The sequence below is a fragment of the Naasia sp. genome (assembly GCF_025465545.1).
Taxonomy (GTDB): domain Bacteria; phylum Actinomycetota; class Actinomycetes; order Actinomycetales; family Microbacteriaceae; genus Naasia.
The window spans coordinates 106,270-121,296 of the sequence record NZ_JAODMK010000040.1; the positions used below are offsets into that span (position 1 = coordinate 106,270).

13 protein-coding genes are annotated in these 15,027 nt (G+C 72.7%); 8 read left to right on the top strand and 5 right to left on the bottom strand.

What is annotated here, in order from left to right; all coding sequences use genetic code 11:
- Window positions 1-8 precede the first annotated feature (8 nt).
- Window positions 9-1,550: an FAD-dependent oxidoreductase gene (locus tag JWR33_RS10660; protein ID WP_297411827.1), complete on the bottom strand. Its 1,542-nt coding sequence runs from the start codon at window positions 1,548-1,550 to the stop codon at window positions 9-11.
- Window positions 1,551-1,584: 34 nt separating this feature from the next.
- Here JWR33_RS10660 and JWR33_RS10665 point away from each other — a divergent pair, with 34 nt between their 5' ends.
- The 6 genes from JWR33_RS10665 (at window position 1,585) to JWR33_RS10690 (ending at window position 7,889) form a co-directional block, all read left to right on the top strand.
- Window positions 1,585-2,571, top strand: coding sequence for a LacI family DNA-binding transcriptional regulator (locus tag JWR33_RS10665; protein WP_297411829.1), 987 nt, complete (start codon window positions 1,585-1,587; stop codon window positions 2,569-2,571).
- Window positions 2,572-2,633: 62 nt separating this feature from the next.
- Window positions 2,634-2,912, top strand: a complete 279-nt coding sequence (locus tag JWR33_RS10670; RefSeq protein ID WP_297411830.1) for a hypothetical protein — start codon at window positions 2,634-2,636, stop codon at window positions 2,910-2,912.
- A 20-nt stretch (window positions 2,913-2,932) separates the two neighbouring features.
- Entirely contained in the window at window positions 2,933-4,570 is a 1,638-nt protein-coding gene (locus tag JWR33_RS10675; RefSeq protein WP_297411832.1) for a fucose isomerase, read from the top strand.
- Between the two features lie 115 nt (window positions 4,571-4,685).
- Entirely contained in the window at window positions 4,686-5,600 is a 915-nt protein-coding gene (locus tag JWR33_RS10680; RefSeq protein ID WP_297411833.1) for a pseudouridine-5'-phosphate glycosidase, read from the top strand.
- 4 nt (window positions 5,601-5,604) lie between these two features.
- Window positions 5,605-6,501 (top strand): PfkB family carbohydrate kinase, encoded by an 897-nt coding sequence (locus JWR33_RS10685; protein WP_297411835.1) that lies wholly within the window; start codon window positions 5,605-5,607, stop codon window positions 6,499-6,501.
- A 389-nt stretch (window positions 6,502-6,890) separates the two neighbouring features.
- The gene (locus tag JWR33_RS10690; RefSeq protein WP_297411838.1) at window positions 6,891-7,889 is read left to right on the top strand and encodes a phosphodiesterase; all 999 of its coding nucleotides are present in this window, start codon (window positions 6,891-6,893) and stop codon (window positions 7,887-7,889) included.
- Between the two features lie 3 nt (window positions 7,890-7,892).
- Here JWR33_RS10690 and JWR33_RS10695 read toward each other — a convergent pair whose 3' ends face one another.
- Both JWR33_RS10695 and JWR33_RS10700 read right to left on the bottom strand, forming a co-directional pair.
- Window positions 7,893-9,497, bottom strand: coding sequence for a stealth family protein (locus JWR33_RS10695; RefSeq protein ID WP_297411840.1), 1,605 nt, complete (start codon window positions 9,495-9,497; stop codon window positions 7,893-7,895).
- A 76-nt stretch (window positions 9,498-9,573) separates the two neighbouring features.
- Window positions 9,574-11,487, bottom strand: coding sequence for a DUF2207 domain-containing protein (locus JWR33_RS10700; protein ID WP_297411842.1), 1,914 nt, complete (start codon window positions 11,485-11,487; stop codon window positions 9,574-9,576).
- A 50-nt stretch (window positions 11,488-11,537) separates the two neighbouring features.
- Between JWR33_RS10700 and JWR33_RS10705 the strand changes: the two genes are divergently transcribed.
- Both JWR33_RS10705 and JWR33_RS10710 read left to right on the top strand, forming a co-directional pair.
- Window positions 11,538-12,926: a M20/M25/M40 family metallo-hydrolase gene (locus tag JWR33_RS10705; protein WP_297411843.1), complete on the top strand. Its 1,389-nt coding sequence runs from the start codon at window positions 11,538-11,540 to the stop codon at window positions 12,924-12,926.
- Window positions 12,923-13,462 (top strand): O-acetyl-ADP-ribose deacetylase, encoded by a 540-nt coding sequence (locus JWR33_RS10710; RefSeq protein WP_297411844.1) that lies wholly within the window; start codon window positions 12,923-12,925, stop codon window positions 13,460-13,462. The genes JWR33_RS10705 and JWR33_RS10710 overlap by 4 nt, the downstream gene beginning before the upstream one ends.
- Here the strand turns inward: JWR33_RS10710 and JWR33_RS10715 are convergent.
- Window positions 13,453-13,974, bottom strand: coding sequence for a GDSL-type esterase/lipase family protein (locus JWR33_RS10715; RefSeq protein WP_297411846.1), 522 nt, complete (start codon window positions 13,972-13,974; stop codon window positions 13,453-13,455). The genes JWR33_RS10710 and JWR33_RS10715 overlap by 10 nt on opposite strands.
- A gap of 67 nt (window positions 13,975-14,041) precedes the next feature.
- Window positions 14,042-15,001 (bottom strand): alpha/beta hydrolase, encoded by a 960-nt coding sequence (locus tag JWR33_RS10720; protein ID WP_297411848.1) that lies wholly within the window; start codon window positions 14,999-15,001, stop codon window positions 14,042-14,044.
- Between the last annotated feature and the right edge of the window lie 26 nt (window positions 15,002-15,027).

Here is a 15,027-nt window from a genome sequence, read left to right on the forward strand (position 1 = left end):
GGCGCGGCTCAGGCCGGGGCGAGATCCTCGGTGGCGGGACCCTCGATGCGGGTCCCGTCGGCACGGAACCGCGAGCCGTGCAGCGGGCAGTCCCAGGACAGCTCCTGGTCGTTCCAGGTGACGACCCCGCCGAGGTGGGGGCAGACGGCGCTGACCCGCCGGGAGACCCCGCCCACGGTGCACACGCCGACCGGCTTCGCTCCCGCACTGCCGACGACCCCTCGCCCCTCGGAGGGCGGGGCAGGCTCGCGGGCCGCCTCCGCTCGCGCCCAGCCCGTGACCGCCAGGGCGCCCACCTCGAGGTTGACCCGGGCGCCGGTCGCGAAGCCGCCGGGCCGCGTGACCCGCCGCCCGATCACCTTCGCCCAGGGCAGGTGCCCGCCGAGGATCTCCGCGGAGATCCGGATGCCGGCCGCGACCGCGTTGGCCATCCCCCACTTGTCGAAGCCCGTCGCCAGGTAGACGCGCCGTCGGGATCGGGGCAGCCGGCCGATGAAGGGGATCCGGTCGGCGGACCGGTAGTCCTGCGCCGACCAGGCGTGCGTGCGCTCCGCACCGGGGAAGTGCGCGAGCGTCCAGGTCTCGAGGTCGGTCACGAGATCCCGGGGATGCGGATGGGCCCCCACCCGGTGTCCGTTGCCTCCGACGATCAGGATGTCCGCGCCGTGCAGCGCGCTCGGCAGGTCGGCCGGGACGACCGGCGTCGTGCGGAGGCTCCGGCCGGGCGCGTCGAGGGAGAGGTACATGCCGAAGTCTGGCGCGACCTCCCCGGCGGGCACCCGGAACGCGAGGGCGTAGGAGCGCGACGGCTCCAGCTTGGCGAAGTAGAGGCCGCGATCGAGGAAGGGCATGCCCGTCGCGAGGACGACCTGCGCGGCCAGGACGTCGCCCTCGGTGGTGACCACAACGCTGGGACGATCCGAACCGCCCGCGCGCACCCGCGTGACGCGGACGCCCTCGACCAGGGTGCCGCCGCGGGAGCGGACGTCGGCCGCCATCGCGCGCAGCACGTCCATCGGATCGAACTGGGCCTGGTCGCTGAGCCGGACCGCCCCGAAGGCGGGAAAGGGCAGCTCCAGCGCGGTGACCTTCTCCACGGGGAGCCCGAGCCGACGCGCGGCCAGGTGCTCGCGGTCCACGTCGGCCGCCCCTTCGGGCGTTCCGGCATAGGTATAGGCGTCACGGCGCTGGTACGGCACCGAGTGGTCGTCGAGGTAGCGCAGCAGCCACTCGAAGCCCTCCCGGTTGGACTCCACGTAGGCGGCGGCGTTCTTCCGGGCGGTCTTCGCGAGCATCGCCGAATACCGGGCGCCCTGCAGCAGGCTGAGCTTGGCCGTGGTGTTGCCGGTGGCGAGCCCGCCGACTCCGATCGCGTCGATCACGGCCACCCGCTTGCCCGCCCGGACGAGCAGCAGGGCGGTCACCAGCCCGGTGAGGCCGGCCCCGACGACGACCGCGTCGTACTCGGCGCCGGGGGCGAAGTCCGACGCGGGATAGGTGGCTCCGTGCTCGGCGAGAGGGGTGTTCCGGTCGAGCCACAGCGACGTCATCCGCTCACGCTAGCCGCACTAGGGTGGCCTCACCATGGCAACCATCTACGAGGTCGCGGCGCTCGCCGGGGTCTCGCCTGCCACGGTTTCGCGGGTGCTGAACGGCACGAGAGTGGCCGAGGATCTCGCCGGCCGGGTGCGCGCTGCGGCGGAGGAACTGGACTTCACGCCCAGCCGCACCGCCCGCTCCCTGCGCCGGCGGCACTCGGAGCTGATCGCCCTCGTGATCCCCGACATCGAGAACCCCTTCTTCACCGCCCTCGCCCGCGGCGTCGAGGACACCGCCCGCGCTGCCGGCTACTCGGTGGTGCTGTGCAACACGGACGAGGACACCGACCGAGAGTCCACCTACCTCCGGATCGCGGCGGCAGAGCAGATGGCGGGGGTCATCCTCGCTCCCGCCGGCGAGACCAGCGACCTGGGCAGTCTCGCCGGTCGCCCGGTGGTGGCCGTCGATCGGAGCCCCCATGGTCACGACATCGACACGGTCACCGCGGACAGCATCGGTGCAGGCCGGGCGGCCACGGCGGCACTCCTGGAGCGTGGCCGCACCCGGATCGCCTGCATCACCGGACCGGCCGGGGTCGACACCTCGGAGGACCGCGCGCAGGGCTGGCGGGACGCCATCGAGGCGGCGACCGGCAGAACGCCCGATCCGTCCCTCCTGCGCCACGCGGACTTCCGCTTCGACGGCGGTCGGGAGGAAGCGGGGCGGCTGCTGCGCTCCCTGCCCCGCGTGGACGGGATCGTCGTCACCAACAACCTGATGGGAGCCGGGGCTCTCGCCGCCGTCACGGCCGCCCCCGGGTCGCTGTCCGCCGAGGGGATCGCCATCATCGGCGACCTCCCCTACTCGGCCCTCGTCCCCGCCGGCGTCGCCATCGTCTCCCTGCCTGCACGGGAGCTCGGCGAGGAGGCCGCGCGCCTGCTCCTCGCCCGGATCGGCGGAGACGCCTCGCCACCTCGGCGGGTCGTCCTCGACGGCGTGGCCTCGTCGCTGCGCGCGCCGATCCCCGGCTGAGTGCTTGCCCGGGAAATCGATTTCTGGCACGCTGAAACTCCGCTGTCGATCAAGGAGGATGGGTGAGCGTTCCGGCAGTGCTCGGGGGCGCCAGAGGCGTCCGCCGCGGGACGATCCTCGCCTGCCGCTCCGGCGAGCGCCTCGGTTCCGCCATCGGCAGGCCCCTCAGGTTCCGCCGCTGGCAAGCCGCTCCGGCGCCCGCCCACCTCGCCCGTCCCGTCCGGCGGCCTCCCGGCACGCTCCCCGACGCCCTCTCGGACCGGCGGCACGACGAGCACTCCTCGGCCCCGCCGCTCGCGCATCCGCTGGCTGACCGGCGGCTCACCGTCCTTCCCTCCTGAACGACAACGAAAGGAACGGCATGTCCACGTACACCCTTCCCGCACCGGCGACGCGGCCCACCGCGGCCCCCAGGACCGCGTACCTGATCGCGAGCGGCGACCTCCGCGAGAGCGCCAACACCGCCGGCTGGCCCACCCAGAAGGCGATGGAGGACTCCCTCGGCACGGCCTTCGGCGAGCTCGGCTGGAGCATCGTCCGCGCCAACCCGATCGACCCCAAGACCGGACACGGCTTCATCAGCAGCCAGCGCATGGGCATCGAGACGTTCAAGGGCATCCCCGTCGACGCCCCGCTGATCGTGGCGGAGGCGGTGTGGCAGTACAGCCACCACGTGCTGAGCGGTCTGCGCACCCACCAGGGACCGATCCTCACCGTCGCCAACTTCGCGGGCGACTGGCCCGGCCTCGTGGGTCTCCTCAACCTCAACGGTGGACTCACCAAGATGGGCGTGGCCTACTCGACCATCTGGAGCGTCGACTTCACCGACGACTGGTTCAAGCAGGGCATCCGCAGCTGGATCGAGACCGGCACCATCGCGCACGACGCTTCACACGTGCGCGACCTGCCCGAGCTGCCCGACTCCCCCGAGAAGGAGCTCGGCCAGGCGATCGCCGACCAGCTCCTGCGCGACAAGGCCATCATCGGGGTGTTCGACGAGGGCTGCATGGGGATGTACAACGCGATCATCGACGACGAGCTGCTCAACACGACGGGCATCTACAAGGAGCGGCTCTCGCAGAGCGCGCTCTGGGCCGAGATGCAGAAGGTGACCGACGAGGAGGCCGCCGCGGTGGGCGAGTGGCTGCTCGCCAAGGGGATGACGTTCGAGCTGGGCTCGGACGAGAAGACCGAGCTCACGCAGGCGCAGCTCGACTGGCAGTACAAGATGTACATCGCCGCCCTGCGCATCGCCGACGACTTCGGCGTCGACGCGATCGGCATCCAGTACCAGCAGGGCCTCAAGGACCTCTCGCCCGCCAGCGACCTGGCCGAGGGCCTGCTCAACAACGTGGACCGGCCGCCGGTGACAAGCCGGGACGGCTCCCGAGTGCTCTGGGAAGGACGCGCGCTCCCCCACTTCAACGAGGTGGACGAGGGCGTTGCGGTGGACACCCTCATCACCGACCGGGTCTGGACCGCCATGGGACTGGACCCGGCGAACACGCTGCACGACGTGCGCTGGGGCGAGGACTACGACGGCCAGTTCGTCTGGGTCTTCGAGATCTCCGGCTCCGTTCCGCCCTCGCACTTCGCCGACGGCTACCAGGGCGCGGTGGGCAAGCGGCAGAGCCCGGTGTTCTTCCCGCTCGGCGGCAGCACCATCTCCGGCGTCGCGAAGCCCGGCGAGATCGTCTGGTCCCGGGTCTACGTGATGGATGGCGCCCTGCACCTCGACATCGGTCGCGGCACCGCGGTGGAGCTGCCCGAGGAGGAGACGAACCGCCGGCTGCAGGCCACGAACCCGGAGTGGCCCATCCAGCACGCGGTGCTGCACGGCGTGACCCGCGACCAGCTGATGTCGCGCCACAAGGCCAACCACGCCCAGGTCGTCTACGCGCCGGACTCCGAGACCGCGGACAAGGCGCTGCTCGCGAAGGCGGCGGTCTTCGCCGAGCTCGGCGTGCACGTCCACCTCGCAGGTGACGTCAAGATCTGACTGACACCCTTCCCTCGCCCACGTGCCCGTTCCGGCGCGAAGTGCCCCTTGCAGCGGGCACTTCGCGCCGGAACGGGCACTTCGGGCGGGGAGGTCCGCTCGGTAGGGTGAGCGGATGTCCCCCTTCGAGCCCTCCCCCGAGGTTGCCGCCGCCCTCCAGGAGGGCAGGCCGGTGGTCGCCCTCGAGTCGACGATCATCTCCCACGGCCTCCCCCGGCCCCGCAACCACGAGGCCGCCGTCGAGTTCGAGGAGATCCTCCGCTCCCGGGGCGTCACGCCCGCCACCATCGCGGTCCTCGACGGAGTGCCCCGCGTCGGCCTGGACGCCGAGGGGGTGCGCCGCATCGCCGAGGAGGACCTCGCCAAGGCGAGCGTGCGCGACCTGCCGATCCTCGCGGCCCGCCACTCCAGCGGCGCCACGACCGTCGCCGCGACCGCCTTCCTCGCGGCCCGCGCCGGGATCCGGGTGTTCGCAACGGGTGGCCTCGGCGGTGTGCACCGCGGCGCCAGCTCCACCTTCGACGAGTCAGCCGACCTCAGCACCCTGGCCGGCTGCCCGGTCGCGGTCGTGTCCGCGGGGGTCAAGTCGGTGCTCGACGTGCCGGCCACCCTCGAGCGTCTCGAGACGCTGAGCGTGCCGGTGGTCGGCTACCGCACCGACGTGTTCCCGCTGTTCTGGCTCGCGGCCAGCGACCTGCCGCTCGACTGGCGAGTGGACTCCCCCGAGGAGGTCGCCGCGATCCTCCGGGCCCAGGAGGCCGCCGCGGATGGGCGCCTCGATCGTCCCGGGCTGCTCGTCGCGAATCCGATCCCGGTGGAGCAGCAGTGGGATCCTGCTGAGCACGACAGAGTGCTCGAGCAGGCCTTCGCCGCGGCGGCGGAGGCGGGCGTGCGCGGCAAGGCGGTCACCCCGTTCCTGCTGGGGTACATCGTGCGCGCGTCGGGCGGCGTCTCGCTGGAGGTCAACCTCGACCTGGCCCGCAACAACGTCCGCGTGGCCGCGGACATCGCCATCGCGCTGGCCGCCTGAACCGATGGAGGCCGGTCCGCGCATCCTGGTGGTCGGGGACGTCATCGACGACGTCCTCGTGCGCCCGGCCGGTCCGATCCGGCCGGACACCGACACGGTCGCCACCATCGAGCGGCGCCCGGGCGGCTCCGCCGCGAACGTGGCGGCCTGGCTCGGCTTCCTCGGCGCGTCCGTCGACTTCGTGGGGACGGTGCACGCGTCCGACCGGGATCGGCACGCCGGGCTCCTCGAGGCGGTCGGCGTCACGACGCTGCTGCTGCCCTCCGCGGAGCCGACGGGGACGATCGTCCTCCTCCTCGAGGGCGAGGTGCGGACCATGCTGACGGCGCGGGGCGCCAACGACCTGACCCGGCCGGAGTCGGTGCCCGCTGGGCTCCTCCGGGCGGCGGGTCATGTCCACCTCACGGGCTACTCCCTGTTCGCCTCCGACCCACAGGGCTGGCGGCGCCTCCTCGCCGGCGCCGCCCCCGCGACCTCCTCGGTGGACCCCTCCTCCACGGCCTTCCTCGAGGAGTTCGGCGTCGACCGCTTCCTCGCCACGACGGCCGGCGTCGACATCGCCTTCCCCAACCTCGACGAGGGCAGACTCCTCACCGGAGGCAGCACTCCGGACGACGTGGCGGCCGCGCTGCTCGAGCACTATCCCGTCGTCGCGCTCACCCTCGGCCCCGACGGCGTCCTCGTGCGGACCCGCTCCGGCCCCGTCCTGCGCCTTCCCGCGGTGCGGCCGGAGGGAGGAGCGCTGGACCCCACCGGGGCGGGCGACGCGTTCGCCGCGGGGTTCCTCGAGCGCTGGTGCGCCGGGGCGCCGCTGGCCGACGCCGCGACCGCGGGGGTCACCACCGCCTCTCGAGCAGTGGCGATGGTGGGCGCGCGGCCCGCCCCCGCCGCAGCGCAGTAGCGCAGTAGAGCAGTAGAGCAGTAGAGCAGTAGCGCAGTAGCGCAGGGAACGGTGCCCCAGCGCGCGAACGACCGCTCACACCGTCGCCGGAGGCTCCCGCACTGCGGGCGGTCAGCCCTCACCTGCGCGTCCCCTCGCACCGCGCAGAGTGAGCTCGCAGAGCGACCCGGTTGACGTCGTGGCCTGCGCGCCGCGCCGCCCTGCCCGACCGCGCGACGCCCCTCCTCCGGGTGCGCCCCCTTCTGGGACGCGTACTGCCCCGGCTTCCGGAGTTCACTAAGCGTTCAACGGCACGCCGTCAAGGGTGTCGCTGCCGGTCGGCCGCATGGCATTGACTGGTTTCCAACATCCTCGTACCAACGCCGATGCACAGGAGAGGGAACGTTCCCATGGGGACTGCTTCGGAGGGCGACAGTAGGACGGCGCGACAGCGCCAGCTCCAGAACCGCGAGACCGTCACGGACCTCCGGATCGCGGAGCACCCCCGCCCCGACCACTTCCTGCTCCACCTCAGCGACACCCACCTCGTGGGCGGCCCCGATCCGCTCTACGGCACGGTCGACAGCGAGGCCACCCTCCGCCGTCTCGCCGCCGAGTTCGAGTCATCCGGCCGGCGGCCCGAGGCGATCATCTTCACCGGCGACCTCGCGGACCGCGGTGAGCCGAACGCCTATGCCAAGCTCCGCCGCATCGTCGAGCCCTTCGCGGAGCGCGTCGGCGCCGAGGTGATCTGGTGCATGGGCAACCACGACGACCGCGCCGCCTTCCGGACCGGCCTCCTCGATGAGCGCCCCGACGGCAGCCCCATCGACCGGGTCACGGACGTCAACGGACTCCGCGTCATCACCCTCGACTCGAGCGTCCCGGGACAGCACCACGGCGAGGTCGCGCGCGACCAGCTCGAGTGGCTGACCCAGGTTCTCGCCACGCCGGCGCCGCACGGCACGATCCTCGCGATGCATCACCCGCCGGTGCCGAGCGTGGCGGACCTCGCGGTGCTCGTGGAGCTGCGCAATCAGGCGCGGCTCGCCTCGGTGCTGCGCGGGTCGGACGTCCGAGCGATCCTCGCCGGCCACCTGCACTACTCGACCTCCGCGACCTTCGCGGGGATCCCCGTCTCGGTCGCCAGCGCGACCTGCTACTCGCAGGACCTGACGGTGCGGGTGGGCGCCGAGCGGGCGCAGAACGGCGCGCAGGCGTTCAACCTCGTGCACGTCTACGCCGACACCGTGATGCACTCGGTGGTGCCCATCGGCGGCTACGCCGAGGTCTCCTACGTGTCCGAGCAGGAGACGGCGGATCGGCTGGCCGAGGCCGGCGTGCTCATCCCGCCCGCGATCAACGGCCGCGTCCGCACCGCAGCGAAGGTCCCGGCCGGACGGCGCTGACGCTCAGCCCGCGTTCTTCTCCACCGATTCGACGATCGGCACGGCGGTCCGCTCCCACGGGGCGGGGATCGAGAAGTACTGATCGAGGAACGAGCGCATCTTGCGCGCGCGCTCTTCCGGCGACACCTCGGGGAAGCTGCCGTCGTTGAGGCAGAAGAAGTCGTAGGAGCGCTTCTTCAGCAGGCGCTTGAGCGACTTGAGGCCGCTCTGCATGGTGGTGTCGACGTAGAGCACCTTGGCGCCCACCTTCTGCACCGCCCGCCCGGTGAAGAGCGCGTAGTAGTGGTACAGCGAGTTCGTCACCGAGATGTCGCCGGCCGACCGGAACCGGCTGGCGGCGGTGCGCGCGAAGTCGTCGGGGAACTCGCGCTCGAGCTCCTCCAGCACGCTCTTGCGCAGCGGCGCCGCGGTGTGCTCCAGGTGCCGGGTGGTCACTCGGCCGAAGCGCTCACGCAGCAGCCGGCGGTTCACCCGCGCGGAGTTCTCGAACCCGCTGCGGACCGCATCGTTCTCGCCGAGCCCGATCCGGGTGCTCGCCTCGATGAACTTGGTGAGCCCGCCCGGGGAGAAGAACATCTCCGGCCCGACCGCACGGCCGAAGAACATGTCGTCGTTGGAGTAGAGGAAGTACTCGCTGAGCCCCGGGATGTGGTGCAGCTGGCTCTCGACGGCCTGCGAGTTGTGCGTCGGCAGGACCGACGGGTCGGCGAAGAACTCCTCGCTGCGCACGATCCGCACGCGCGGATGCTCGGCGAGCCAGAGTGGGGCAGGTGAATCGGTCGCGATGTAGATGTTGCGGATCCAGGGCGCGTAGAGGTACACCGAGCGGAGGGCATAGCGCAGCTCGTCGATCTGCCGGAAGCGGGCCTCCGCGTCGTCGCCCTCGCCCACGACGTAGGCCGCCATCCGCTTGGCGCGGGCGCGCTGCCACTCCTTGTCGGTTCCGTCCACCCAGCTGAAGACGATGTCGATGTCGAAGTCCACGTCGCTCGCGAGCTGCTCGAACATGTGGGTCAGCGTCGGCCAGGTCACGCCGAAGCGCTCGACCGTGGTCTCCGCGTATTCCGACAGCGGAAGGCGCCGCCGGGTGACCGCGTTCTCGATCGGCACGACGATCTCGGTGGCGCCGCGCTTCCAGACCTCCAGCTGCACGGCGTACCCGCTGCCGTACTCGAGGGCGCCGCCACGATCGATCCGGGGGCGGTAGATCCGCAGCAGTGAGGGCTTGAGTGCCGCCGAGAGCCTCCCCTCCGCGACGAGCAGCGAGGCGCCCTTGCGCTCGAGGTCGAGCGGCCGAAGCGTGTCGCAGTAGAAGGGCTCCCGCGCGCAGGCGGCGACCAGCGCCTGCTCTGCCGCCGCATAGTCGGTGCGGTCGATGGCGAGCACCGGGCGGGCGTCGTTTCCCCGGATGAGCAGGTAGTGCACACCGGCGTCGTCCAGCACGCCGCGGACGAACAGCACGTCCTCCACCATGGCCTCGTGCGGGGTGGCCGCATCGTTGATGAGCGTCAGCCGCCCTGCGCGGTCGAGGACGTCGGCGCGGGCCCGCACCGCGGACCAGCCGCCCACCGCGGAGAGGATGCGCTTGGGGGTCTGCTCGTCGGACATGGGCGACCTCCACGGTGGTGAGTGATGTTCAGGCTTCGACAGGATAGCGGGCCGAGGTGTCCGATCCGGAAACCGCTCAGACGCCGCCTCCGCCGCCCCCTCCTCCGCCGCCCCCCGAGGACCCGCCGCCCGAGGATCCGCCGCTCGAGCTCGACGAGGTGCTCGACGAGTACGCGGATGCGGCGCTCGCCGCCACCCCGCCGATGCCGGCGGAGAACGCGGCGGCGTTGAAGGAGGACGAGCCCGCGTACCAGTCGGGGCGCTCCCCGGTCTGCTCGTAGAACCTGCCGAGCACCTCGGCCCACTGCCGCTCGACCGAGAAGAGCACGGCGTGCGGGAGCAGCTGCTCGTACAGCGCGACGACCCCGCCCTGTCCGTCGGTGACCCGGCGCTCTGCACCCTCGGGGCTCTGCAGCATCTGGAACCGCTCGGCCTCCGCAAGGGCGAGGTAGACGCGCACGCCGCGCAGGTGGTCCCGCACCTCCACCCCGGCCGGGGTGAGCGGGCGGTGGGCGGGCAACAGGAAGCCGAGCACGGCGAGCGGCAGCGCGAACAGCGCCACGGCCGGAACGGCGCCGCCGTGCACGGTCGCGAGCAGGATGGCGGCCGAGCTGCCGGTGCCGATGGCGCCGAGCCCGGTCAGGACCGCGATCGCCGCGCGGGGGCCTCGCGGGGGCATCCTCTGATAGCCCTGCTCGACGGCTCGGGCGCGCAGCCTCTGGGTCAGCGCGGTGACCCGCTTGGCCACGCCCGGGCTGGAGCCGTCGAGCGCCGCGCGGGCGCCGGCGGTGGGGTCGGGGAGGATCGCGTGCACGAGCTCCCGCTCCGTGTCGCTGGCTCCGCGCGGGCCGCCGCCGAGCCGCGGGCGTCCCTCCCAGGACACGAACTGCACCGCGAAGCGCGGCTTCCCGCGCTTTCCCTGCTCCTCGACCAGGCGGAGCACGCCGCGCACGGCGAGCCCGACCAGAGTCGCGGGGACCGCGCGGGCGGTCTTGCCGAGGAGCACGGCGGACACGAGGAGGTCCGGCTCGGGCAGCGCCAGGTACTGGGGCACGACGATTCCGCGCCCCGGGGCGCTCCGCAGCCGCAGCACGCGGAAGGCGACTGCCCAGACGGCCGAGGCGAGCAGCAGGACCAGCGAGAGCAGGAGGATCGCGCCGAAGGGCGACCCGAAGAGCGAGTCGTCGCGGGGCACGAAGGTGCCCGCGGCGAACCCGATGGCGACCGTCACGTTCTCGCCCGGGCCCAGGTCGCGCTCGCTCGCGGTGAACACCGTCTCGTTCCCGTCGTCGGCCGCAGCGATGTCGCAGGGATCAGCCGCCCCCTGCACGCCGACATAGCAGGCGGCGTCACCGGTGAGGGTCGCCGCCAGATCGGCGGGGAGGTGCACACGAGCGGTGACCTCGGCGAAGCTCTGCTGCCACAGCGTCCCGTTCGTGTCCCACTGGAACTCGTCGACAGATCCGCCGCCTGCTGCCGGAAAGCTGCCGGTGACGTTCCGCTGCTCGTAGGTGATGATGTAGGTCTGCTCGCCGTGCAGGTAGTCGTGGGCGGCGATCGTGACCAGCAGGATCCCCTCGTCGCTCTCGGTCTCGTAGTCCCGGTCGGCTCCCGTCTGGTCGGTGACGGAGACGACCTCCAGGTCGGTCGGCGCGCCGAGGTAGTCCTCGACGAGCGCCCGCCGGATGCCGTGGTTCTGGTCGAAGTCGGGGAACACCGCCGTGAGGCGCTCCACGGTGCGGAGCCGGGACCGACCGTTCTCGTCCCGATCCAGGTAGTAGTCGGCGGAGAAGGAGGAGAAGGAGAAGCTCTCGACCCCGCGGGCAGCAGGAAGGGCGGAATCGTGGGCGGGCGCCGGGAGCGGGGCGCGCACGGAGGCGATCGCCGGACGCACGACCCCGAGTGCAGGAGCGGCAGAGGCGGGAGCAGGGGCGAGGACCGGCGCGAGGACGGCGAGCAGGCCGAGCACGGCCGCGGCGGGGACGCGCATGCTCCGACCCTAGGGGGAGGTCGCCGTCCCGCTGTCATAGGGTGCTGTCCATGTCCCCGACCGGCACGTTTCCCGCCCCCGGCGAGGACGTGCGGGGGGCGGAGCGGGTCGCTCGCTTCCCGCAGCTGCTCCGCATTCCGACGGTCTCCCGGCTCGACGCCTCCACCACCGACTGGGCTGCCTTCGACGCCTTCCTCGCCCTGCTCCCGGACCTGTACCCGAGACTGCACGGGGCGCTCGACCGCGAGCGGGTCGGCAGCCACTCCCTGCTCTACCGCTGGCGCGGCCGGTCCGCGGGCGCACCCACCGTGCTGATGGCCCACTACGACGTGGTCGCCGCTCCCGATGCCGGCTGGCTGCATCCGCCCTTCGCGGCGGAGCCCGAGCCCGCGCAGGGGACCGGCTCCCTGCGGGAGGCGGTCCTGCACGGCCGGGGCACCCTCGACGACAAGGGGGCGCTGGCCGCGATCCTCGAGGCGGTCGAGGACCTGGTCGCCGAAGGCTTCCTGCCCCAGCACGACGTGTACCTCGCCTTCGGCTCGGACGAGGAGGTCGCCGGCACGGGAGCGGCTGCCATCGCCGCGCTGCTCGCGAGGCGGAGCGTCCGGCCGGCGCTCGTGCTGGACGAGGGCGGAGCCGTCGTCGAGCCGGGACTCGTGCGGGGCGTGGACCGGTCGCTTGCGGTGGTCGGCGTCACCGAGAAGGGGATCACGAGCCTCGAGCTGAGCGTGGAGCAGCCGGGCGGCCATGCCTCCACGCCGCCACGGATCACCGCGCCGGCCCGCCTCGCCCGGGCGATCACCCGGCTCACCCGGGCGCGCTTCCCGGCGCGGATGAGCCCGGCCGCGGTCGGCTTCGTCGCCGCCATCGCCGACTCCGCGCACGGGCCGCAGCGGGTCGTGTTCCGCCACATCCGGTACACCAAGCCCCTGGTCACCATGCTGTTCGCCCGACTCTCCGACGAGACGCGAGCCATGGTGCGCACGACGGCCGCCGTGACCGAGCTGCGCGGCAGCGAGGGCGCGGACGTGCTCGCCGAGCGGGCGAGCGCCATCGTCAACGTGCGGATCGCGGTCGGCTCATCGGTGGCGGAGGCGGTCGCGCAGGTGCGCCGCGCGATCCGGGACCCGCGGGTGCGCATCGAGGTGCTGAACCCCTCCGAGCCGTCGCCGGTCTCGCCCTTCGACGGCCCCCTCCGGGACGAGCTCTCGGCCGCCATCCGCGCCGTCCACCCCGGCGTCGTGGTGACGCCGTACACGATGCTCGGCGCCACCGACAGCCGGCACTTCGCCTCCCTCGGCGGGGCCGTCTACCGGTTCACCCCGTTCCGCATCTTCGCGGCGGCCCGGGCCACCCTGCACGCGCGCGGCGAGAGCATCGGAGTGGGCACCTGGCTCGACGGCGTCGGCTTCTACGAGCACCTGCTGCGAGCGCGATGACCGGGGCAGGAGGCGGCGCCCGGCTGGAGGCGGTGCGCGGCGACATCACCCGCGAGGACGTCGACGTCATCGTCAACGCGGCGAACCGCTCGCTCCTCGGCGGCGGCGGGGTGGACGGCGCGATCCACCGGGCGGGGGGACCGGGGATCCTCGCCGAGTGCCGCGCGCTGCGGGCGACGCGCTTCCCCGAGGGGCTCCCCACCGGCGACGCCGTCGCAACCGGCGCCGGACTGCTCCCGGCCCGCTGGGTGATCCACACCGTGGGGCCCGTGCACTCCGGGCGGGAGGACCGCTCCGGGCTCCTCTGGTCCTGCTACCGGCGTTCCCTCCAGGTGGCCGATGAGCTGGGCGCGACGAGCGTGGCCTTCCCCGCCGTCTCCGCCGGCGTCTACGGCTGGCCGATGGAGGATGCGGCCCGGATCGCGGTCGCCGCCACGCGGGAGGCGATCGGCTCGACAGGGATCCGGCGCGTGCGCTTCGTGCTGTTCGGCGACGATGCGCTGCGGGACTTCTCCGCCGCCCTCGATCAGAGGTAGCTGCGCAGCTCCTCGGCCCAGGCGGAATACCCGGCCTCGTTGAGGTGCAGGTGGTCCGGGCTGTACTCGGAGCGGATCTCGCCCACCTCGTCGGCGAAGACGGAGAACAGGTCCACCCACTCGGCCTTCACCGTGGGGGCGAACTGGCGCAGGTGGATGTTGATGTCGCGCACCCGGTCGGCGTATTCGCGGTCCCGCGGGAGCACGGACTGGACGAGGATCTCGGCATCGGGGAGCTCGTTGCGGAGCCGCCACAGGATCGACTCGATGTTGCGCACGATCTGCTCCACCGATCGTCGCCAGGCCAGGTCGTTGGTGCCCACCATCACGACCACCCGCTTCGGCGACTTCTCGCACACCTCGTGCAGGCGCTCCAGCACCTGCTCTGTCGTGTCACCGGTCTTCCCGAGGTTCACCACCTCGGCGTCGGGGAACCTCTCGGCCCAGTTGCCCTGCTCCGTGAGGCTGTCCCCCAGGAAGACGGTCGTCGTCGTGCTGTCGATGTCGGCCATGACCCGAATCTACGGCGCCTGACTGGAGATTCACAGCGCGTTCCCCGCGGACCGCATCCGCCGGCCGTCAGAGGAAGGCGGCGTAGAAGGCGAGGATGTCCTGCACGAGGCCCGCGTCGAGCATCAGGACCGAGTGCGCCGAGCCCGGCCGGATGGTCAGCTTCGCAGGCACGCCGGCGGCGCGGAGGGCGTCGGCCATCGCGAGAGTTGGCTGCTCCGGGATCGCCTCGTCAGCGGAGTGCGCCAGGAAGAACGGAGGGTCGCTGGGGTCCACCGCCGACAGGGGCGAGGCGGCCTCGGCGGCGGGGCAGTCGAGCGGGTCCGAGCAGCCCAGGTAGGCGAGGCCGACCTCGCGCTCCTCCTGCGGCAGGTCGGCGGTCAGGGCGGCGGGAGTGAGATCCATCGCTCCGGACAGCTCGACGACTGCGGCGAGTCGGGCCCCGCCGTCAAGCGGTCCCTCCCCCGCGGTTCCCGCCTCCGAGATGAGGATGGCGCCGGCCGACCCGCCGAAGCCGCCGATCCTGGCCGGGTCGATGCCGAACCGCTCGACCTGTTCGCTCTGGCGCAGCCAGCGGATCGCGGTCTGCACGTCCTGCAGCGCATCGGGGTAGGGGTGTCCGGGCAGCAGCCGATAGTCGACGCTGAAGGCCGCGTACCCCTCCTGCGCCAGGAGCTGGGCGATGGGGGCTGCATCGAGGCCGCCCTTGTCCCCCGATACGAAGCTGCCGCCGTGCAGGACGATGACCGCGGGAACCGCCTCGGCCCGTGCGGAGGCGGGCAGATAGGCGTCGAGCATCAGGTCGGAGCCCTCCGCCCTGCCGTAGACGACGTCAGGAACAACCTCGCCGACGCTCGGGCTCCTGCCCGCACCGGCACTCGGGCTCGGGCTCCATGGCGGGCCAGGAGCCGACGCGGACGGCGAGGCGGCGGGACCTGCGGCGACGCAGCCGGCGAGCACGACGGCGAGCGGCAGGGTCAGCCCGGGCGCGAGTGCGCGACCGGGCGGGCGGCGGGGCGACAGGGGCATCGAACCGACGCTAACCCCGCGGATCT